The organism is Micromonospora salmantinae (assembly GCF_022230905.1).
Lineage (GTDB): Bacteria > Actinomycetota > Actinomycetes > Mycobacteriales > Micromonosporaceae > Micromonospora > Micromonospora salmantinae.
Window position 1 is genome coordinate 429055 of the sequence record NZ_JAKKFG010000045.1, and the last position, 19536, is coordinate 448590.

Below are 19536 nucleotides of genomic sequence, written 5' to 3' on the forward strand. Positions count from 1 at the left end.
GTCAGACCCTTTCTCGGTCAGGTACCGCTGCCGGTTCGACGACGGCATCGCGGTGCGGGTGTCGCCGCAGGGCGATGACGAGGCACCCCCACAGCAGCATGCCGAGCAGAGCGTCGCACAGGAGGCTCGACACGACCGCGCCCTGCCATCCGTAAGCGGGGATGAGCCACACGTTGAGCCCCGCGTTGACGACGCCCACCGCGATCTGGCACACCGTACGACGGCCCTGGAGTCGGCTTCCAGAGAGGGCGTCCGCGGCCAGGTAGTGGATCGACTTCAGCACCAGGATCGCGCTGAGGCCCTGCAGCGCCAGGGTCGCCGCCTCGTACTCCGGTCCGAAGATCAGCGGCATGGTCCAGGCCATCGCGACCAGCAGCAGGCTGCTCGGCACGCTGAACATCAGGAAGCGAGGCAGAAGGCGACGGGCGAGCCCGAGCGCCGCCCGGGGTCCCTCGCGGCCGACCTCGAAGAAGCGGGGGTAGGCGACCGCCGACATCGACCGGGCCGGCGTGTACGCGAAGTCCACCACCCGGTAGGCCGCCGCGTAGATCGCCGCAGCCTCGGTGGTGCCGATCCGGGACAGCATGACCTTGTCGATGTCGTTGTAGACCGTCTGGGCGGAGAGGCCGACGGCGAACAGCAGTCCGCTGCGGGCCTGGTTGAGCGCCGGCCCGACGGACCAGGAACCGCCTCCGCCGCCGCGCAATCCGTACCAGGTAGTCAGCAGGCAGACCACGACGGAGACCGCCAGCGCGGTGAGAGCCCAGTTCCGAAGGGAGATCGGCTCGTCCGCCGCGGCGAGGACCAGTGCGCCGACCAGCCGGAACACGTGCAGTAGGGCGGGGATGACCGACGCGACGAAGACCTTGCCCCGGGCCTGCACCGACGCGGCCACGGCCTCGATGAGCCGCCAGGCCACCAGGTCGGCGGCAGCGAGGCAGAGCATGTCGACAGCACCGATCTCGCTACCCCAGATCGCCACCCCGGCCGCGCTCACCACCACGGTCGCGCCCACACCGAAGACGACGGTCAGGACCAGGCCCCGCGTGAGGTGGCGGGCCCACTCGCCGGGGGCCTCGGCGTAGCTTTGGAAGATCAGACTCGGTGCGCCGGCGGACGCGAACGGGGAGACCACGGCGACGAGGGCGGTGACGCCGACGAAGAGCCCGTAGGTGTCGATCGACATCTCTCGGGCCAGCAGGACGAAGAGCACGCCCTGCGCGAGGGTCCGTAGCAGTGTGCCGGTGAAGAACTTCCCGGACCGCTTCAGGAAGGTGTCGCGTCCGCTCGGGGGACGCCGATGCGACCGTGGCCGCGGTGCGGTCGGCTCTACGGAGCCGACCGCGCCGGAGGGCGTACTCACCGGTTCAACGCCTCCACCCACTGGCGGCCGACCTCGGCGGGATCCAGTGCCGCGCAGCGGGCGTGCCAGGACTTCTCGAAGTCGGCCAGTGTCGGCCGCTGGGCACCGGTCAGCCGGAGCACCGCGTCCGCGAGGGCGGCCGGCGACGTGTCCGCCGCCAACGCGCCAGGCACGAAGGTCGGGATCATCTCGTCCAGCGCGGGCACCGGGAGGGCCGCCACCGGCAGGCCCGCCTCGGCGGCCTCGACCAGGCTGAACCCGAAGGTCTCCGCACGAGACGGGTGGACCAGGAGATCCGCTTCGGCAAGTAGCTGGGCGACACCCGGCACCCGTCCGAGGAACGAGGTCCGGTGTTGCACACCCAGTTCCTGGGCCTTCGCGTGCAGCAGATCCCGCTCCTCGCCGTCGCCGGCGAGCGTGAGGTGGTACGCCTCCGGCAGCAGGGCCAGCGCGGAGATGGCGCAGGAGTGGTTCTTGTACGGGCGGAAGGCGGCCGTGGTGAGGAGGTTGATCCGCCGGTGGTCCACCACCTCGCGCGGTGCGACGAAGGGCCGAGGTGGCATCGGGTTGGTGATGGTGACCACCGGCTGCCCCGGCGCCAACTGCTGGACCGTGCGGGCGACACCGTTGGAGACGGCGACGACGAGCCGTGGACGCAGACCTTTGAGCCGCGAGAACCGGGCGAGCGTGCGCACCCGTCGGTCGATCCGCAGACGTTCCGGCAGCAGGGAGTGCTCCCAGGCGACGTAGCTGCGGCCGGACCCGGCGAGAGCGGCACCGACGGGCACGCTGCCCCACAGACCGCTGGCCACGATCTGGACGTCCGGTGCCAGGTTCTGCAGGCGCCGCCGCAGCGGCGGGACAGACTCCATCAACCGGGTGATCCGGGAACCGAGGCCCAGGGTGTCGACGGCCAGGTCGGCCAGTTCGGCGGGAACCCCCCGGGAGACGACGGTTGCCGAGACCTCGACGCCCCGGGCCTGGAGGCCACGGATCAGCAGCGCCGCCGCCAGTTCCATGCCGTAGAGCGGTTCGAGCTGCGGCAGTACGAAGTGCAGACGCATCAGTGTGGCCGTTCGGTCTCAAGCGGTCGAGTGGGGCTGCTGGGGGCCTTCGACTTGCGCATGGCGACCCGTTCCAGGGTCGACCGGGGTACCAGCCCGAGCGCCGCCAGCACCGCGTTCCGGGCGGACGGAGGTGAGTTGCGGCGGATCGCCCGCACCATCTCCCGCACGCCCTCCCGGTCTCGGGCCTGCAGAGCGTAGCGGAGGGTCTGGGCCGCGATGAAGTCCGAGAAGGTACCCGGTGCCCACACTCCCTCCCAGCGCTGGGCCCAGTGCCACGAGGTACGCCAGTCCGCGCCGGCCGAGATCGACCCGGGGCTGCCCACCGTGTAGACGGCCGTCGCCTCCTCCACCTGGACGATCTTCACCCGGGGCAGCCGGGCGACCCGGACCAACCAGTCCCAGTCCTGGTGCCGGGGGAGGGTCTCGTCCCAGCGGCACTCGGTCGCCAACTCGTACGTGGTCAGGAGCGTCGACGTGGGCAGCGACTGCCGACCGATGCCGAGGTGACGGCGGCGGAACAGGTAGTCCTCCGGCAGCATGCCGTCGGGGATCACCTCGGCGGGGGCCGGTGTCGGCAGCGGCTCGGCGCCGTCCTTGCGTTGCAGGATCCGGGATGACACGACGGGGCGGAACCCGGCCGCCGCGACCCGCTCGAGCGCGGGCACCTGTGCCGCCAGCTTGGTCGGCAGCCAGGTGTCGTCGTCGTCGAGGAACGCGACGTGGCTGCCCGGGATGGCGTGGGTGACGCCGAGGTTGCGGGCGTACGACCCGCGTCGGCCGCCGCCGGTGCAGACCACCCGGTCGATGTGCTGTCCCAGGTTCCGCACCGTCTGCGGCACCTCCGGGGTGTCACAGACGACCACGATGTGTACGGATGCGCCCTGCTGGGATCGGGCGGAGAGCACCGCGTCGGCGATGCTGGGGCGGCCCGTGGTGGGGATCACGACGGATACGTTCGGCATTGCGTTCTCCATGCGTTGGGGGTACGCCCGGCACACCGCCGCCGGGTACGGCCGTGGCCGTACCCGGCGGAGTGCCGGTGCGTGGGCGGATCAGCGGCCGCCGGCGCGGAACACCTCGGTCACCGTACGGAGCACCACCTTGACGTCGAGCCAGAGGGACCAGTTCTCGATGTAGAAGTTGTCGAAGCGGGCCCGGTCGGAAATCGGGGTGTCGCCGCGCAACCCGCTGACCTGCGCCAAGCCGGTGAGCCCGACCGGGACGCGGTGGCGCATCGCGTACTGGGGGTATTCGGCCGAGAACTTCTCGACGAAGTAGGGACGCTCGGGTCGGGGGCCGACCACGCTCATGTCGCCACGGAGGATGTTCCAGAGCTGCGGAAGCTCGTCGAGGGAGGTCCTGCGCATGATCCGACCGATCGGCCCCACCCGCCGGTCGTTGGCGATGGACCAGTTGGTCTGCGACTCGTGCTCGTCGACGGGGCGCATGGACCGGAACTTGATGATGTTGAAAGGTCGGCCGTGCCGACCGATGCGCTCCTGGTAGAAGAAGATGCCGGGGCCACCGTCGATGAGCGTGGCGACCGCGCAGATGAGGAGCACCGGGCTCAGCAGGAGCAGCGCCACCGAGGCGAACGCGATGTCCGACGCGCGCTTGAGCGCGGACTGTGGGCCGGAGAGGGTGATGTCGCCGATGCTGACGACCGGAACCGCGCCGATGTGGTCGCCGTGCGAACGGGACCCCCAGAGGGGGGTGGCAGCCCACAGGTCGCACTCCGCCGTCCGAGGCCGGGCCAGGATCTCCATGAGTGAGGTCTCGGAGCAGCTCGCGTCCGCGACGATCACCACGTCGCACTCGCGCAGCCGTACGAGACTGTCGAGGTCGTCGAGGGATCCGATCAGCGGCAGCGCCGACGGGCCGTCCGGGGTGTCGACACAACCCACGAAGCGCAGGCCGTACTGGGGGTAGCGGCGCAGGAGCCGGGCGAGTTCCACTGCGGTGGGGCCACTGCCGACGATGATGGTGTTGTGCTCGACCCACCGGCGCTTGCGGGCGACGATGGCGAATTCGCGGGTGACAGCCCGCCCGAGGATGACCAGCCCCGCCGACGCGGCGACACCGCGGGTGAAGCTGAAGACGTACTCGGCGGATTCGTGACGCATCGCCGCGACGATGGCCACAGCGGACGCCGCGGCCAGCAGGCGCCCGCAGAGGCTCGGCACCTCGTCGAGGAAGCTCACGTGCCGTCGCGCCCGGTAGAGGCCGCCGCTGGCAAAGATGATGACGGTCAGGACCGTCATGGCCAGGGTGCCGCGCCAGTACTGCTGAGTGACAAGCAGGGGCGTGAGCAGTGCCAGGACGTCGACCGGCGCGGTCATCATCCAGGCCCGCAGCCACCGGGTCCGGGTCGAGGCGCGCGAGCCGGCGTACGGCAGGACAGCGGTCGTGTCCAGGCCGGCGCGAGGCTCGTGCTCTGCAGGCGCAGGCGCAGGTGCCGGTGCTGGCGGGGTCGAGCGCCGGTCGGCGGGCGACGGGACGGCCGGGGTCTGGTAACCGGAAGTCTGGTAGCCGGCAGGCTGGTAACCGGGGAATTGGTAGGCGGGAGGGCGACTCCCGCCGCGGCTCCCCTCGTCGTCCCCCTCACCGTCGCCCGGGGCATCGGTGGCATTGCCGTCGCGGTCATCGACCGGTACAGGTCGATGCCACATGGCGGGCTGATTGGACATGGTGGACCTCCCCGTGAGGGCCGGCTGACCTGGCCGGTCCGTAACTCGAGACAAGGCAGCGGCCGGTAACAGCCACCGGCCCGGGTGTTACTTGGCGCTGGCGAGAATCTCGTCGACGGAGTCCCGGCGCACGGCATCGTAGAAGGTCTTTGCCTTCTCGGTGTTCGCGAAGACGACGCTCTCGCTGCCCACTCGACCGGTGCCCTTCGTCGGGCTGGTGACGAAGGTGAGATTACGGCCGCGGAGGCCCCGCAGGTCTGTCGCCATACTGACGAGCGACATCTTCTCGTCCACCGACACTGCGCTCGAGGTCGCCTTGACGAAGGAGTTGAGCCGCCCGGGGTTGGTGACGATGCCGCCGGACACGGCCTTGTCGAGGATGGCCTTGATGACCTGCTGTTGGTGACGGATGCGGGCGAAGTCGCCGTCGGCGAACTGTTTGCGCTGGCGGGAGTAGTCCAGGGCCGTCTCACCGTCCATCCGCTGCATGCCCTGCTCGAACTTGCGGAACGGCGGGTGGATCGACGTGAACGACTTCTCCGCGTTGATGTCGACGCCGTCCAGGGCGTCGATGATTTCCTTGAAGCCGGCGAAGTCGACAATCATGACGTGGTCGATTCGCACCGTGGTGAACGATTCGACTGTTTGCACCATCAGCGGAATGCCACCCCAGGCGTACGCTGCGTTGATCTTCGCATCGCGGCCGCCGTTCTGACCGTTCTTGGCCTTCGGCACGTTCACCCAGGTGTCCCGAGGGATCGAGACGAGTTGCGCGCTGGCCCGGTCCTTCGGGATGTGCGCGACGATGATGGTGTCCGTGCGCGAGCCGCCCGTGCTCTCCGGGTCGCGGGAATCGCTTCCCAGGATCAGGATGTTCATCGCACCGTTTGCCACCGCCTGCGGACGCCCCTCCTCGGGCACGTCGGCGAAGGCGTCCACCCGGTCGATGTCCTTCTCGACCGAGCGGAGATAGAGGGCACCACCGATCATGCTGCCGCCGCCCAGGATCGCTGCGACTACCAGGCAGATGACGAGGACGCGACGCCAGCGAGGGCCACGACGTCGCCGCTTGCCCCCGGCCGGGACATCCTCGTGCGGATCGACTGAATGTGGATCGACGAACTCGGTGTCGGCATCGGTGTACCGCTGAGCACCAGACATGCCGGCGATGCTACTGATTGCGTGCGCCTGACGTGCACCCTCGTCCTTTCGGGTATCGCATGCCTGCCGACCGGCGTGGCGAACCCGCCCCTGCGTTCGGACGGACTGCCGGTAACGCCGGCCCGGGAGCGCTTTCAAGGCCCTATTCTGCTGCCCCGGCATGAGGGCGGAAACACCGTGACCATCGGCTTTCGCGAGGACCCTCCCGCTGCCGCCCGAACCCTGCTACAACGGCACCCGTGGATCGAATCAAGCTCCGACGGGCCGTCGCGCGTACCCCACTCGCCCCGATTGCCGCCTTTCCCAAGAGGCTTCGCACGATCGCACGGCACGACGCGAAGGTGCTGCGCCGCTCGGCGCGCTGGCTGCTGACCTCCCGCGAGCACCACAACTACACGTACGACCTCACCTCGTTGAGCCGCAACCACCTCTCCTGGTTCGTCAGCGTCGTCTGCGACATCCCGGTCAAACAGGTACGGGCGTACCTCGGTGAGATCGAGTCGGACGACAGCCTGCGCCAGCACCTCCTGGCGGCGATCGCCGCCTCCGACCGGCGCGGCCTCGCCGACAAGGAGATCCGCTACGCCCGGCGGATCGGCTGGTACGCCATCGTCCGTGCCACCCGCCCCACCCACGTCGTCGAGACCGGTGTCGACAAGGGACTCGGCAGCGTCGTCCTGGCATCCGCCCTGCTGCGCAACGCCCAGGAGGGACACCCGGGCCGGGTCACCTCCCTGGACATCAACCCCGAGGCCGGCTACCTCGCCCGGGTCGCGCCATGGTCGGAGGTCGTCGACCTGGTGATCGGCGACTCGATCGCCTCGATCGGCGCACTGGACCGCCCGGTCGACCTGTTCCTGCACGACAGCGACCACAGCCGCGCCCACGAGAAGCGTGAGTTCGACGCCGTGGAGCCGAAGCTCGCCCCCGGCGCGATCCTGCTCACCGACAACGTCACCAGCACCAACGTGCTCGCCGAGCACGCCGAACGCACCGGCCGGCGGTTCCTCGCCTACCGGGAGAGCCCGGCCAACCACTGGTACCCGGGCGACGGGATCGGCGTGGCATGGTAGCCGGGTGCGGCTGACCTCGATTCACACGTACCCCATCAAGGGCTGTCACCGGCTCGACCACGACGGCGCGTTCGTGCACCAGTGGGGCCTGGCCGGCGACCGGCGTTGGATGGTCGTGGACGCCGACGGCGTCGGCGTCACCCAGCGGGACACGACCCGGCTCGTCACCCTGCGCGCCGCCGTGCGCCCCGGGGGTCTGTCGCTGCGCGCCGACGGGCAACCCGACCTCGACGTGCCCGAGCCGGCCGGCGGCGAACCGGTCGCGGTCCGTACCTTCCGCAGCCGCACCTTCCCGGTCCCCGCGCTGCCGGCCGGTCAGGCGGCCGACGACTGGCTCGGCGTCCTGCTCGGCCGACCGGTCCGACTGGTCTGGCTGGCCCAGCCGACCCGCCACCTGGCCGCCGGGACCCGCGAACACGACACCGGTGACCAGGTCAGTTTCGCCGACGCCTACCCGGTGCTGCTGGCGAACGCCGCCTCCCTCGACGCCCTCAACGACTGGCTGGCCGAGGCGGGCGAGGAACCGGTGCCGATGACCCGCTTCCGACCCAACCTGGTCGTCGACGGTGCGCCGGCCTGGGTCGAGGACGACTGGGTGGGTCGGCGGCTGCGCATCGGCGACCGGAATTTCCAGGCCGCCGGGCCGTGCGACCGCTGCGTGGTGACCACCACCGACCAGGAGACCGGGGTACGCACCAAGGAGCCGCTGCGCACCCTCGGGCGGCACCGCAACGTCAAGCAGAAACTCCTCTTCGGACTGAACCTGGTGCCACTCGACAGCGGACCGCTGGCGGTGCACGCCCCGATCGTCGTCGCGCCCTGACCGGGCCGCCGACCAGCAATCGGCACCCCACGGTCACCGTCCGTCGATGCTGTCTTAGCTTTGGCTTAGCCCGCTTGTCGGCACCCGACCGGGTCCGGCAGCATCGCCGTCGTGACGGACGGAAGCGCTGTCGACATCAACATCGACCTGGACCATCCTCCAGAGGACCGGCCCGCGCCGTCGTCCGGCGCGAAACCCTGGCTGGTCGCCACCGGCGTCACAGTCCTCGCGGCGACGCTCGGACTCACCCTCACCCTGCGCTCCGGCTCCACCCCGGCCTGCGCCGCCGGCCGGACGCTGGCCGCCGCGCCACCCACCGGCAACGCCACGCACACCGGCAAGGCCACCTTCTACGACTCCAAGGGCGCCGGCGGCAACTGCTCGAACCCGGCTGCCCCCGCCAACCGGCTCTACGTCGCGCTCGGCCCGACGGAATACTCCGCCGGTGCCGCCTGCGGCGGATTCCTCGACGTCGTCGGCCCCAAGGGCAGCGTCCGGGTGCTCATCATGGACCAGTGCCCGGAGTGCGAGCCCGGCCACCTCGACCTGTCCCGCGAGGCGTTCGCCCGGATCGCCGACCCGGTCCAGGGCCTCGTTCCGGTCACCTACCGCGCGGTGGTCAACCCGCCGCTGCCCGGACCACTCACCTTCCGGATCAAGGAGGGCGCGTCGCAGTGGTGGTTCGCCGTCCGCGTCGGCAACCACGGCAACCCGCTGCGGTCCGTCGAGGTCCGGCAGCGTGACAGCGACCCCTGGCAGTCGGCCGCCCGGCAGGACTACAACTACTGGCTGATCGCCTCCGGCGCCGGGCCGGGCCCGTTCAACGTCCGGGTCACCGACGTGTACGGCAACCGGGTCACCGTCGGGGGCATCCGGATGGCGCCGGGCCAGGTGCAGAACAGCACGGTCCGGATGTACGCACCCGGAGCCGCCACACGTCGTCCGTCCGCGTCGGCCCGACCGTCGAGCAGCCGACCCGCCGTCACGCCGACGCCGACCCGTCGCTCGGTCGAGGTGGCGAGGACGAGCGCTCCGGCCACCGACGCGCCGACCACCAGCTCGGCCCGCGCCAACGCCCGCTGGTGCGAGGGCTGACCGCTCAGTCGGCCACCGTCAGATCGAGCCACATCAGAATCTCGTCCCGGTCGTCATCGGGGGCCACCCGCAACGCGCCCGGCAGCCGGCCGATCTCCCGGTACCCGAGGCGGCCGTAGAACTTGTCCAACCCCAGGCCGTCGCGCACCGTGACGTGCAGCGCCTCATGGCCCAACGCCCTGCCCAGCCGGGCGGCCTCCACCATCAGCGCCGAGCCGTAGCCGGTGCCCTGGGTGTCCGGGTGGACCATCACCCGCTTCAGCACACACCAGTGCGCCGTGAGCGGGAAGCGGTTGTCACTGAAGATCAGCATTGCCGCCAACCGGTCCCCGGAGTAGCCGACCAGCAGCCGGTCCGGTCCGTCGGCGATGCCGGCGAAGGTCGGATCGGCGGTGACGTGCACGTCGGTGGCGGTGACCGGTGGCACGAAACCGACAGCGCCGCCGGCGTTGCTGACGTCCACCCAGAGGTCGACGATCTCGGCACGCAGCTGCGGGGTCAGGTCAGGGTCGAGGACGAAGCGCAGACTCACGCTCGCCATCCTGACCCAACGACCAGGCCCACGACCCGCGACAGTGACGCGCCCGACAGCCGATCCTGGCTCCGACCGAGCCAGGATCCGCCGCGACTCAATGGCGATGTGGGGCCGACGGGATTCGAACCCGCACTGGTGCGGACCTAAACCGCATGCCTCCTGCCGTTGGGCTACGGCCCCTTGAAGCTGTACTCCACCAGCGTCCACGGCGACTCCAGCCGACGCGGCAGTCGCCTGCCTATTGGAAAGCCGGTCGGAGTAACCGCATCAGGATCGTAGACCACCTCGGGCTCCACGAGTGCAGGCCGTCGCTGACCAGCGTATGTAGAGGTCTGGCTGTGGCAATTGGGGCAGAGTAGGCGAAGGTTGCGCGGCCGGTTGTCGAGAAAATCGCCATTGATGTGATCCACGTGCAGCGTCAATCTGGCACCTTGCCACGTTGACCCGGTGCCGCACACCTCGCAGGTCTCGGGCAGGCCGATTGTCGCCAAGGCGCGTTTGAGGCGGATCCCCGGGATTCGGCGGGAACCGGCCGGCAGCACTACCAGCAACTCGGTGGGGGACATGCGCCGCCAACGCACGCCTCGATTGTGTGCCTGGCCAGTGAAGTGCGACGTGTCGATGCCGAACCTCTTGAGCTGTCGGCTGATGTGCGCGTGCGAGCCACCGCTGACGCGTACGCCGAGCAACCGCATCACCTCGGTGATGTTGCGGGCGACGGCGGCAGCGGCGGCCAGCGCTTCGGGCGTGTACTTGTATCGAACCACTGACGGACCGTAGCGATCCGGTACGACAGGTCAGTCCAGGCCGAGGTCGCGGCGGAGCTTGGCGACGTGCCCGGTGGCCTTGACGTTGTAGAGCGCCCGCTCGACCTTGCCGTCGGCGTCGATCACGAACGTCGAGCGGATCACGCCGGTGACGGTCTTGCCGTAGAGCCGCTTCTCGCCGTACGCGCCGTAGGCGGTCAGCACCGACTTGTCCGGGTCCGACACCAGCGGGAAGGTGATGGCGTCGCGCTCGCGGAACTTCGCCAGCTTCTCCGGCTTGTCCGGGGAGATGCCGACGACCTCGTAGCCGGCGGCCTGGAGCGAGGCGAGCGAGTCGCGGAAGTCGCAGGCCTGCTTGGTGCAGCCGGGGGTCATCGCGGCCGGGTAGGCGTACAGGACGACCTTGCGACCTCGCAGGTCGGCGAGGGAGAGCTGGTCGCCGGTGTCGGTGGCGAGGGTGAACTCGGGCGCGGGGTCACCGGGGGAGAGGCGGTCGGGCGAGGTCATGGCCTCGACCCTACCGCCGTGCCGGCGAGCGCCGCCGTCGGCGCGACGCGTCGGCCGGTGGGGGCACGGCGCGGGCCGGCGGGGTCTGACCTGGAGTGATCAAGCCCATGCGTTGTTGCCAGAGTCTGGCAACAACGATGGTTGGGAAATAGGCTGACCCACGCCGGCCCGGTCGGGCCCGCTGACGCGTGGGAGGTCGCGTGGAGACACTGGCGATGCACATCTCGAACGGGATCATCGACGGTCCCGTGGCAGCGATCTTCGCTGCGCTCGCTCTTGCCGCGCTCACCGCCTGCGTGCTGCGCGGCCGGCGCGACCTGGACGACCGGCTGGCCCCGATGGCCGGCCTGGTGGCGGCGTTCATCTTCGCCGTCCAGATGCTCAACTTCCCGATCTTCACGGCCGGTGTCAGTGGTCACCTGCTCGGTGGCGCGCTCGCCGCCATGCTGGTCGGCCCGTGGGTCGGCGCGCTCTGCGTGGCGGTGGTGCTTGTGGTACAGGCACTGATCTTCGGTGACGGCGGCGTGGCGATGCTCGGCCTCAACATCACGAACATGGCGTTGCTCGGCACCGCCGCGGCGTACGCGCTGATCGCGCTGCTGCTGCGGGTGCTGCCCCGCACGCGGGCCGGTCTGGCCGTTACCGCTTTCGTCGCCGCGACGCTCAGCGTGGTGGTGGCGTCGCAGGGCTTCGTCCTGGAGTACTGGCTGGGTGGCACCACCGACCTGGGCAACAACCTGGGTGGCCTGGCCGGCACGATGGCCGGCGTCCACCTGCTGATCGGCGTCGGCGAGGGCCTGATCACCGCGACAACGGTGCTCACCGTCGCGAAGGTACGCCCCGACCTGGTGTACGCGCTGCGTTCCCTGCGCGCGCCCGCCGCCCCCGCCGTCCCGGTCGCCGGAGGTGCCCGATGAAGAACCGCTCCTGGGCCTTCCTGGCCGGCGGCCTGCTGGTCGCCCTGCTGCTCGCCGGCGTGGTGAGCAACTACGCCTCCTCCCACCCGGACGGGCTGGACTCGTCCCTGCTCAAGGGCTGCACCGTCGACGCCGACGACAACATCGTCGGGGGGAGCTGCCCGGCCCAGCAGGCCCGTGACCACGAGTTGGCCGACAGTCCGCTCGCCGACTACGGCGTACGGGGCGTGCGGAACAGCTTCGTCTCCACCGGCCTCTCCGGGGTGCTCGGGGTGCTGGTCACCTTCGCGATCGGAGCCGGCGGGTTCTGGCTGCTGCGCCGTCGAGGCGGCACGCCGACCGACGCTGACGCGGCGACGCCCACCGAGGGCGACCCCGCGACGTCCGGCGACGTCCGGCGCCGCGCCGACGCGGCCAGCTGAGCAGGGGTACGCGGATGGGGGCCGGTCACGGGCACGTGCTGTACCGCGAGTCGGGCTCGCCGGTGCACCGGCTCCCGCCCGAGGTCAAGATCGTGGCGATGGTGGTCTTCACCCTCGCCGTGGTGGCCACTCCACGCGAGGCGTTCTGGGCCTTCGGCGCGTACGCCGTGCTGGTGGCGGCGGTGGCGGCGCTGGCCCGGGTGGGCCCACGGTGGTTGCTCAGCCGAGCGTTGATCGAGCTGCCGTTCGTGCTGTTCGCTGTCGCCCTGCCGTTCCTCGGTAGCGGCGACCGGGTCGAGGTGCTGGGCCTGCGGCTGTCCGAGGACGGGCTGCACGGCGCGTGGAACATCCTGGCCAAGGGCACCCTGGGGGTGCTCGCCTCGCTGCTGCTCGCCGCGACCACCACCACCCGGGACCTGATCGTGGGGCTGGACCGGCTGCACTGCCCGCAGGTGCTCACCCAGATCGCCACGTTCATGCTGCGTTACCTCGACGTGCTGGTCGGTGAGGCGCGGCGGATGCGGGTGGCCCGGATCTCCCGGGGCGACGACCCGCGCTTCCTGTGGCAGCTGCGCGGTTTCGCCGCCGGGATCGGGGCGTTGTTCCTGCGCGCCTTCGAGCGTGGCGAGCGGGTCTATCTGGCGATGCTGTCCCGGGGCTACACCGGGCGGATGCCCGCCGTGTGGCAGGGCGAGGGTGCGGCGAGCGCCGGTCAGTGGCTGGTCGCGGCGACCGTGCCGGTGTTGGCGGCCTCCATCGCCGCCACCGCCGTCGTGCTGTCATGATCGGTGTCGTGCAGACCGCTGTCTCGCTGGACGTTCGGGGCGTTCGTTACGCGTACCCGGACGGGCACGTCGCCCTTCAGGGGGTCGACCTGAACGTGCCGCGTGGCGAGCGGGTGGCGCTGCTCGGGCCCAACGGCGCCGGCAAGACCACGCTGGTGCTGCACCTCAACGGCATTCTCACCCCGACCGAGGGCAGCGTGAGCGTCGGCGGGCTGACGGTCACCCCGGATCGGGCCACCCTGGCCGAGGTGCGCCGCCGGGTGGGCATCGTCTTCCAGGACCCGGACGACCAGTTGTTCCTGCCCACTGTGGCGGAGGACGTGGCGTTCGGGCCGGCGAACCTGGGTCTGCGCGGGGCCGAGTTGGCCGCCCGGGTGGACGAGGCGCTCGCCGCGGTGGGGATGAGTGAGCACCGGGACCGGTCCCCGCAGCACCTGTCGTTCGGGCAGCGCCGCCGGGTGGCGGTGGCCACAGTGCTCGCCATGCATCCGGAGATCCTGGTGCTCGACGAGCCGTCGTCGAACCTGGACCCGGCGGCCCGCCGGGAGCTCGCCGAGATCCTGCGCGGCCTGCCGGTGACCCTGCTGATGGTCACGCACGACCTGCCGTACGCGGCGGAGCTGTGCGAGCGCTCGGTGATCCTGGACAACGGCCGGATCGTCGCCGACGCCCCCACCAACACCCTGCTCAACGACGCTCCCCTGCTGGCACGACACCGCCTGGAACTCCCCCGAGGCTTCACCCCGCACCCGTAGACCCACTCTCGGCGGTCTCCACTCGAGGTGCTGCTGCGGTGGTGCGGGAGGTGGCGTGTAGGCGCAGGATGCCGGCGGCTGTCGCACCGGCGCCGGTGATCAGGAAAAGCGCCACCATCACCCGGGCGGCAGCGGGTGACCAGGGCACCGGGGCGATGGCGCGGGCGAAGACGGCGGCGTTCGACGCTCCGGCGAAGAGCGCCAGGCAGGCCCCGGCCAGCGCGACCACGAAGTCGGCGGCCGGGCGGCGGCTCAGCGCGTACCAACCGGCGCCGATCGCGCCGAGGCCGGTGAACAGGGACCAGATCTGCCCGGAGAGCAGCCCCACCAACACCCCGCCCACGCCTTGGGCGCCCGCGTCCAATTCCCGTCCCACCGGGTACCCGACGGCCAGCACGCCGCCGACGATCAGCAACACGCCGAGCGCGGACAGCGCGCGGCCGCCGGCCGGGGCGGTGGCGGCGAACAGGCCGAGGGCGCCCACCGCGAGCAGCCCCACGATGGTCACGGCCCACCAGGTGTACGCGTCCGGCGGCGGCACCCAGTCCAGCGTGCCGCCGATCACCACCGGGTCGGTGCCGTCACGCAGTGGGATGGTCCAGTTCCGGACCCGGTGCTCGCGGTCCGGTGCGGCGCGTACCGCGGCCGGTGGTGCCGACTCCTGCCACAGCGCGCGCTGGTCGTGCCAGCGCGCGGTGGTGCCGTCGTCGATCCGTTGCCAGGAGGGTGCGGCTGCCGGGTCCGCCTCGGCCGGGAGCGTGGTGTCCCCGGCGATGGTGCGGTTCAGGTACGTGGCGGGGGAGTGGCTGTTCTCGAAGACCCCGTCCGGGCCGACGCGCAGGTACGGCTCACCGGAGTAGCCGATGACCTCGATGGTGCGGCCGGTGCGGTTGGTCAGCTCCAGTCGGGCGCCCGCCTCGATGACGCGTACCTCGAGCCCTGGCCGCGCCGGTGCGACCCCGGTGGTCCGGGTGCGGTAGTCGGTGCCGTCAGGTGCGTCCGCGCCGTGGGCGGCGGCGGGCGCCGCGCTGATCAGCGTCACGAGGCCGGCTGCGGCGGCGACCAGGCCGGTGCGGCCCAGCAGGGTACGGATCACTTGCCGGCCGCCGCCACGGCTGCGGTGAGAGCGTCCGGGGTGGGGTTCTCGACGGGCTGACCGTTGACCTTGACGGTCGGCGTGCCGGTGACGTTGCTCTGGCTGGCGTCCTCGGTGACGTGTTCGGTCCAGGTCCGGTACGTCTCGTCCTTCACGCAGCTTCCGAAGGAGCCCCGGTCGAGGCCCACGCTGGTGCCGATGTCGATGAGCTTGTCGTCGGTGAGCCCGGCGCTGCCCTCCGGCGGCTGCTGGGCGAAGAGCGCCTTCGCGTACTCGTGGTACTTGCCGCCCGCCGCCGCGCAGCCGGAGGCGGCCGAGGAGCGGGTGGAGTAGTCGGTGGTGGAGAAACGGTTGAGGAACGCGACCGGGTGGTAGACCACCTTCGCCTTGTTCTCGGCCACCAACTGTTCGAGCGTTGACCCGCTGGTCTGCTCGAACTGTTTGCAGGCCGGGCAGAGGAAGTCCTCGTAGACGTCGACGGTGACCGGCCCGCCGCCGGTGACGATGCCGGTGCCCTCCGCGTTGGCGCCGGGCGGGGTGGTGAAGCTGTCGGAGCGCTGGCTGGACCAGACGGCCCAGCCGATGCCGCCGGCGATGACCAGGACGAGGACCGCGGCGGCGGAGACCCAGATCGTGCGGCGGCGGCGCCGCTCGCGGGCCAACTGCTCGCGGACCACCCGGGCGGCGTCCCGCTGCCCCTTGCGACTACTCATCCTCGTCCTCCACAACGGGTTCGCCGGACAACCATCCGTCCACCGATACCGGCGTACGCGGCCAGATCAGCAGAAATCCGGCCAGAACCAAGAATCCCAGGTCCCGGAGGATCTCCGGGAGGTAACTGGGTGCCTGCCCCGCGGCCAACTGCCCGCCGCTGCCGAAGCAGCCGCAGTCGATGGCCAGCCCACGCGCCCACGCCGAGACGATCCCCACGATGAAGACCACCAGCAGCGCGGCGGACACCCCGGCGACGAGCCGGGTGGCCAGCCCGAGGAGCAGCAGCACGCCCAACGCCAGCTCGACGAAGGGCAGGGCCGCGCCGATCACGGTCGCCACGTCGTACGGCATCACCTGGTACGCGTTGACCGCCCGCCCGGAGGCGGCGAGGTCGCTGACCTTCGACGCGCCGGCGACCAGCCAGACGGCGGCGAGGCCGAGTCGGGCCGCGATGCCGAGCCACGGGCGGACCACTGGCCAACGGCCGAAGCGGGTGGAAGGTGCTGTCACGCTCATTTGTCGTCCCGTCCGCACCGGAAGTTCCGGGTTCAGCCGGTCAGGGCGTCGCCGACCGCCTCGACCAGGTCGTCCCGGGCCCGGGCGACCCGGGACCGGATGGTGCCCACCGGCACCCCTTCGACGGCCGCGGCCTCGGCGTACGACAGGCCGAGCAGTTGGGTGAGCACGAAAGCGGAGCGCCGCTCGGGGCCGAGGCGACGAACGAGGTCGGCGGCGCCGAACTGGCCGGCCGGGTCCGGGTGCGGTCGGTCGGTGTACGCGTTCGCCGCCAGGCGTTCGTCGAGCCGCCGCCGCCTGATGACAGTGCGCAGGTGGTCGGCGCAGGCCCGCCGGGCGATGCCGAGCAGCCAGGTGCGGGCGCTGGAGCGTCCCTCGAAGGCGGGGAGTGCCCGGAACGCCCGCAGGTAGGTTTCCTGGGTCAGATCGTCGGCGCTGTCCGGGTCGACCAGGGCGGCGGCGAACCGCCAGACCTCGGCCTGGGTCAGCCGGACGAACGCCGCCTGGGCGGTGGGGTCACCGTCGCGGGCGGTCAGCGCCCACCCGGTGGCCGGGTCCCGGGCGACCTCGTCGACCGGCTCCGCCGGACCGGCGGCACCGGAGTCACGCGGGACAGGGATCACGACACATCAGGTTACGCGGCGGTCGGCGGCGCGTCAGGGCCGTTCGGCCCTTGGATGGTCTGCGCCACGTCGGGAACTTTTTTCCGACCCGGGCCGACTACCAGTTCATGACGTGCGACCACAGAAGCGACCACCCCCCTCGGGTCGCCGAATGGGACACCCATCGGCGACCATGGCCGGCATGACTGTCGCCCCCCACCGCTGGGCCGCCAGGCTGGCCGCAGCCGCCGGCCTCCTGGTCACCGTCGTCGCCTTGTTGATCGCGCCGGCCACCTCCGCCAGCGCCCACGCGGTGCTGGAGAGCAGCAGCCCGGCCGCCGCCTCCATCGTGCCGAGCGGGCCGTCCGAGGTGGTCCTCACGTTCAGCGAGTCGGTCCGCAAGGTGCCCGGCAAGATCCGGGTCATCGCTCCGGACGGTTCCCGGGCCGACCGGGGTGAACCGGCGTTCAGCGGCGGTGTGGTGACCATCCCGGTGGACCCGGCCGGTGCCCGCGGCACCTACCTGGTCAGCTTCCGGGTGATCTCCGCCGACAGCCATCCGGTCTCCGGGGCGTACACCTACTCGGTCGGCGCACCCTCGACCCCACCCGTCGACTCCGGCACGGACAGCCGCGCGAACCCGGTGGTGGAGACGGCGGTGAAGGTGGCCCGCTTCCTCGGCTACGCCGGCCTGGTGCTGCTGGTGGGACCGGCGCTGGTGCTCGCCGCGCTCTGGCCACGGCGGCTCTCCCGGCGGGGGCCGACCCGGCTGGCCTGGACCGGCCTGGCTCTGGTGGCCGTCGCCACCCTCGCCGACCTGTGGTTGCAGGTGCCCTACACGGCCGGTGGTGGTCTCTTCGACGTCACCGGCGAGGGGTTCGGCAGTGTGTTCGGCAGCACCTTCGGTGCCGCCCACCTGGTCCGACTCGGCCTGCTGGCGGCATCCGTCTTCCTGCTCCGCCCGCTGCTGGCCCGGCCCGCCGGGCGCGCGGACGCGATCATCCTGGCCGTGCTCGGCGGCGCCGCCCTGCTGACCTGGCCGCTGGCCGGGCACGCGGCGGCGTCCCCGGCGCCGGCGGTCTCCGTGGTGGTCGACGCGGTCCACCTGGGCAGCATGGCGGTCTGGCTGGGCGGTCTACTCATGCTCGCCGTCTTCCTGCTGCGTCAGGCCGACGAGCGGGAGTTGGGCGCGATCCTGCCGATCTGGTCGCGCTGGGCGGCGCTCGCCGTCTCGGCGCTGCTGCTGGCCGGCACCGTCCAGGCGCTGATCGAGGTGGCCACCCCGCAGGCGCTCTTCGACACCACGTACGGGCGCTTGCTGCTCGCCAAGATCGGGTTGTTCGCGCTGGTCATCGCCGTTGCCGCGTACTCCCGGAAGTTGGTGCGCAGCCGCGTCGCGGCGCAACGCCCGGTGCCGGTGCGCCGGGCGGTCCTGGTGGAGTTGGCCGTCACAGTGGTGGTGCTGGCCGTGTCCGCCACACTCGTGCAGACCACGCCCGCGCGCACCGCCGCGGCCGGCCCGTCCGCCGGGGCCGAGGCCGGCCTCTTCAGCACCAGGCTCTCCAGCCCGCTCCTGTCCGTCGAGGTCGAGGTGAGCCCGGCCGAGCGGGGCAACAACTCGGTGCACCTGTACGCGTACGACAAGGCCAACCAGCCACTGCTGGTCGCGGAGTGGAAGGCGACCGTCGCGCTGCCCTCGGCCGGGATCGAGCCGATCGAGGTGCCGTTGCTGCGGTTGACGGACAGTCACGCCTACGGCGACATCAGCCTGCCGACCCCCGGCGAGTGGCAACTGAAGATCACCGCCCGAACGACCGACATCGACCAGGCCACGGTGACCGCCACCGTGCCCATCCGTTAGAGAGGTTCGCGAAACCCATGACCCGATTCCGGCGTACCGCAACCGCCGCTGCCGCCCTGGCGTTCACCGCCGCCGCCACCGCTGTGCTCGGCTTCGCCGGACCGGCGTCGGCACACGTCACGGTGAACCCGAAGGAGGCGACCCAGGGTGGCTACGCCCGGGTGGCGTTCCGGGTGCCCAACGAGAGCGACACCGCGTCGACCACCAAGCTTGAGGTGGTACTGCCGGAGAACGCCCCGGTCGGCTCGGTGTCGACGATGCCGGTGCCCGGCTGGACGGTCACCACGGAGAAGCGCAAGGTGGACCCGCCGATCGAGGTGCATGGCAGTCAGCTCACCGAAGCGGTCTCCAAGATCACCTGGACGGCCTCCGGCGACGCGGGGGTGAAGCCGGGTCAGTTCCAGGAGTTCCCCGTCTCGATGGGGCCGCTGCCGCAGGTCGACTCGATGGTCTTCAAGACCCTGCAGACCTACTCGGACGGCAACATCTCGCGGTGGATCGACGACCCGGCGCCGGGTGCCGAGGAGCCGGAGCACCCGGCTCCGGTGCTCACCCTGGCCGCCGCCGCGGCGCCGTCGGGTTCGGCCTCGCCGGCCGCAGCCGTCGCCTCGCCCGACGACGATGACGACGACGACGGCAACGGGCTCGCGGTCGGCCTCGGTGTGGCCGGTCTCGTCGCCGGTCTGGCCGGTCTGGTGCTGGGCGGTCTCGCGTTCACGCGTACCCGCCGGGAGCCGGTCGCCAAGGCCTGACCATGTTCCACCCGCTGGCCCGCCGGATCTTCCGGCGG

General features: G+C 71.3%; 21 protein-coding genes and 1 tRNA gene. 9 read left to right on the top strand and 13 right to left on the bottom strand.

What is annotated here, in order from left to right:
* Nucleotide 1: 1 nt before the first annotated feature.
* The 5 genes from PSH03_RS30905 to PSH03_RS30925 all read right to left on the bottom strand — a co-directional run bounded on the left by PSH03_RS30905 (nt 2) and on the right by PSH03_RS30925 (nt 6416).
* Entirely contained in the window at nt 2–1363 is a 1362-nt protein-coding gene (locus PSH03_RS30905; RefSeq protein ID WP_210780969.1) for a lipopolysaccharide biosynthesis protein, read from the bottom strand.
* On the bottom strand, nt 1360–2427 hold the full coding sequence (locus tag PSH03_RS30910; protein WP_210780970.1) for a glycosyltransferase: 1068 nt from the start codon (nt 2425–2427) through the stop codon (nt 1360–1362). The genes PSH03_RS30905 and PSH03_RS30910 overlap by 4 nt, the downstream gene beginning before the upstream one ends.
* Nucleotides 2427–3392, bottom strand: coding sequence for a glycosyltransferase family 2 protein (locus PSH03_RS30915; protein ID WP_210780971.1), 966 nt, complete (start codon nt 3390–3392; stop codon nt 2427–2429). Before PSH03_RS30915 ends, PSH03_RS30910 begins: the two co-directional genes overlap by 1 nt.
* A gap of 90 nt (nt 3393–3482) precedes the next feature.
* Complete coding sequence (locus PSH03_RS30920; protein ID WP_238691189.1) at nt 3483–5117, bottom strand: sugar transferase; 1635 nt, start codon at nt 5115–5117, stop codon at nt 3483–3485.
* 87 nt (nt 5118–5204) lie between these two features.
* On the bottom strand, nt 5205–6416 hold the full coding sequence (locus PSH03_RS30925; RefSeq protein WP_308194410.1) for an LCP family protein: 1212 nt from the start codon (nt 6414–6416) through the stop codon (nt 5205–5207).
* Between the two features lie 101 nt (nt 6417–6517).
* Here PSH03_RS30925 and PSH03_RS30930 point away from each other — a divergent pair, with 101 nt between their 5' ends.
* The 3 genes from PSH03_RS30930 to PSH03_RS30940 all read left to right on the top strand — a co-directional run bounded on the left by PSH03_RS30930 (nt 6518) and on the right by PSH03_RS30940 (nt 9269).
* Nucleotides 6518–7351 carry an O-methyltransferase gene (locus PSH03_RS30930; RefSeq protein WP_210780973.1) on the top strand — a complete coding sequence of 278 codons (834 nt, stop codon included), beginning with the start codon at nt 6518–6520 and terminating at the stop codon, nt 7349–7351.
* Nucleotides 7352–7355: 4 nt separating this feature from the next.
* On the top strand, nt 7356–8174 hold the full coding sequence (locus tag PSH03_RS30935) for an MOSC domain-containing protein (RefSeq protein ID WP_238691190.1): 819 nt from the start codon (nt 7356–7358) through the stop codon (nt 8172–8174).
* 111 nt (nt 8175–8285) lie between these two features.
* Entirely contained in the window at nt 8286–9269 is a 984-nt protein-coding gene (locus PSH03_RS30940; RefSeq protein WP_238691191.1) for an expansin EXLX1 family cellulose-binding protein, read from the top strand.
* Between the two features lie 4 nt (nt 9270–9273).
* On the opposite strand, the gene PSH03_RS30945 is transcribed toward PSH03_RS30940, so the two are convergent.
* The 4 genes from PSH03_RS30945 to bcp form a co-directional block, all read right to left on the bottom strand.
* Nucleotides 9274–9801, bottom strand: a complete 528-nt coding sequence (locus tag PSH03_RS30945; RefSeq protein WP_210780976.1) for a GNAT family N-acetyltransferase — start codon at nt 9799–9801, stop codon at nt 9274–9276.
* A 109-nt stretch (nt 9802–9910) separates the two neighbouring features.
* A tRNA-Leu gene (locus PSH03_RS30950) sits at nt 9911–9984 on the bottom strand.
* Nucleotides 9975–10571, bottom strand: a complete 597-nt coding sequence (locus PSH03_RS30955) for an HNH endonuclease signature motif containing protein (protein ID WP_210780977.1) — start codon at nt 10569–10571, stop codon at nt 9975–9977. Before PSH03_RS30955 ends, PSH03_RS30950 begins: the two co-directional genes overlap by 10 nt.
* A 30-nt stretch (nt 10572–10601) precedes the next feature.
* The gene (bcp, locus tag PSH03_RS30960) at nt 10602–11078 is read right to left on the bottom strand and encodes a thioredoxin-dependent thiol peroxidase (protein ID WP_210780978.1); all 477 of its coding nucleotides are present in this window, start codon (nt 11076–11078) and stop codon (nt 10602–10604) included.
* Nucleotides 11079–11278: 200 nt separating this feature from the next.
* On the opposite strand from bcp, the gene PSH03_RS30965 reads away from it, so the two are divergent.
* From PSH03_RS30965 to PSH03_RS30980, 4 genes are read left to right on the top strand one after another with little or no spacing between them, the layout of a single operon-like run.
* On the top strand, nt 11279–11995 hold the full coding sequence (locus tag PSH03_RS30965; protein ID WP_238691192.1) for an energy-coupling factor ABC transporter permease: 717 nt from the start codon (nt 11279–11281) through the stop codon (nt 11993–11995).
* The gene (locus PSH03_RS30970; protein WP_238678332.1) at nt 11992–12417 is read left to right on the top strand and encodes a PDGLE domain-containing protein; all 426 of its coding nucleotides are present in this window, start codon (nt 11992–11994) and stop codon (nt 12415–12417) included. Before PSH03_RS30965 ends, PSH03_RS30970 begins: the two co-directional genes overlap by 4 nt.
* Nucleotides 12418–12431: 14 nt before the next feature.
* Nucleotides 12432–13202 (top strand): cobalt ECF transporter T component CbiQ, encoded by a 771-nt coding sequence (gene cbiQ, locus PSH03_RS30975; RefSeq protein ID WP_238691193.1) that lies wholly within the window; start codon nt 12432–12434, stop codon nt 13200–13202.
* Nucleotides 13199–13957 (top strand): energy-coupling factor ABC transporter ATP-binding protein, encoded by a 759-nt coding sequence (locus tag PSH03_RS30980; protein ID WP_210780981.1) that lies wholly within the window; start codon nt 13199–13201, stop codon nt 13955–13957. Before cbiQ ends, PSH03_RS30980 begins: the two co-directional genes overlap by 4 nt.
* Here PSH03_RS30980 and PSH03_RS30985 read toward each other — a convergent pair.
* The 4 genes from PSH03_RS30985 to PSH03_RS31000 are packed head-to-tail and all read right to left on the bottom strand — an operon-like array spanning nt 13941 to nt 16906.
* The gene (locus tag PSH03_RS30985; protein WP_238691194.1) at nt 13941–15053 is read right to left on the bottom strand and encodes a hypothetical protein; all 1113 of its coding nucleotides are present in this window, start codon (nt 15051–15053) and stop codon (nt 13941–13943) included. The two genes, PSH03_RS30980 and PSH03_RS30985, sit on opposite strands and share 17 nt — an antisense overlap.
* A complete protein-coding gene (locus PSH03_RS30990) occupies nt 15050–15766 on the bottom strand; it encodes a DsbA family protein (protein WP_238691195.1) in 717 nt (238 codons plus the stop codon). The genes PSH03_RS30985 and PSH03_RS30990 overlap by 4 nt, the downstream gene beginning before the upstream one ends.
* Nucleotides 15759–16283 carry a MauE/DoxX family redox-associated membrane protein gene (locus PSH03_RS30995; protein WP_238691196.1) on the bottom strand — a complete coding sequence of 175 codons (525 nt, stop codon included), beginning with the start codon at nt 16281–16283 and terminating at the stop codon, nt 15759–15761. Before PSH03_RS30995 ends, PSH03_RS30990 begins: the two co-directional genes overlap by 8 nt.
* A gap of 32 nt (nt 16284–16315) precedes the next feature.
* Nucleotides 16316–16906: a sigma-70 family RNA polymerase sigma factor gene (locus PSH03_RS31000; RefSeq protein WP_210780985.1), complete on the bottom strand. Its 591-nt coding sequence runs from the start codon at nt 16904–16906 to the stop codon at nt 16316–16318.
* 172 nt (nt 16907–17078) lie between these two features.
* On the opposite strand from PSH03_RS31000, the gene PSH03_RS31005 reads away from it, so the two are divergent.
* Both PSH03_RS31005 and PSH03_RS31010 read left to right on the top strand, forming a co-directional pair.
* Nucleotides 17079–18746, top strand: a complete 1668-nt coding sequence (locus PSH03_RS31005) for a copper resistance CopC/CopD family protein (RefSeq protein ID WP_238691337.1) — start codon at nt 17079–17081, stop codon at nt 18744–18746.
* 17 nt (nt 18747–18763) lie between these two features.
* Nucleotides 18764–19498 carry a YcnI family copper-binding membrane protein gene (locus PSH03_RS31010; RefSeq protein ID WP_238691197.1) on the top strand — a complete coding sequence of 245 codons (735 nt, stop codon included), beginning with the start codon at nt 18764–18766 and terminating at the stop codon, nt 19496–19498.
* The last annotated feature ends 38 nt before the right edge of the window (nt 19499–19536 follow it).

Excerpts from the sequence above, each read along its gene's own strand:
- PSH03_RS30910 (WP_210780970.1), bottom strand. The coding sequence starts at position 2,427 with ATGCGTCTGCACTTCGTACTGCCGCAGCTCGAACCGCTCTACGGCATG.
- PSH03_RS30915 (WP_210780971.1), bottom strand. The coding sequence starts at position 3,392 with ATGCCGAACGTATCCGTCGTGATCCCCACCACGGGCCGCCCCAGCATC.
- PSH03_RS30920 (WP_238691189.1), bottom strand. The coding sequence starts at position 5,117 with ATGTCCAATCAGCCCGCCATGTGGCATCGACCTGTACCGGTCGATGAC.
- bcp (WP_210780978.1), bottom strand. The coding sequence starts at position 11,078 with ATGACCTCGCCCGACCGCCTCTCCCCCGGTGACCCCGCGCCCGAGTTC.
- PSH03_RS30970 (WP_238678332.1), top strand. The coding sequence starts at position 11,992 with ATGAAGAACCGCTCCTGGGCCTTCCTGGCCGGCGGCCTGCTGGTCGCC.
- cbiQ (WP_238691193.1), top strand. The coding sequence starts at position 12,432 with ATGGGGGCCGGTCACGGGCACGTGCTGTACCGCGAGTCGGGCTCGCCG.
- PSH03_RS30980 (WP_210780981.1), top strand. The coding sequence starts at position 13,199 with ATGATCGGTGTCGTGCAGACCGCTGTCTCGCTGGACGTTCGGGGCGTT.
- PSH03_RS30990 (WP_238691195.1), bottom strand. The coding sequence starts at position 15,766 with ATGAGTAGTCGCAAGGGGCAGCGGGACGCCGCCCGGGTGGTCCGCGAG.
- PSH03_RS30995 (WP_238691196.1), bottom strand. The coding sequence starts at position 16,283 with ATGAGCGTGACAGCACCTTCCACCCGCTTCGGCCGTTGGCCAGTGGTC.
- PSH03_RS31005 (WP_238691337.1), top strand. The coding sequence starts at position 17,079 with ATGGCCGGCATGACTGTCGCCCCCCACCGCTGGGCCGCCAGGCTGGCC.
- PSH03_RS31010 (WP_238691197.1), top strand. The coding sequence starts at position 18,764 with ATGACCCGATTCCGGCGTACCGCAACCGCCGCTGCCGCCCTGGCGTTC.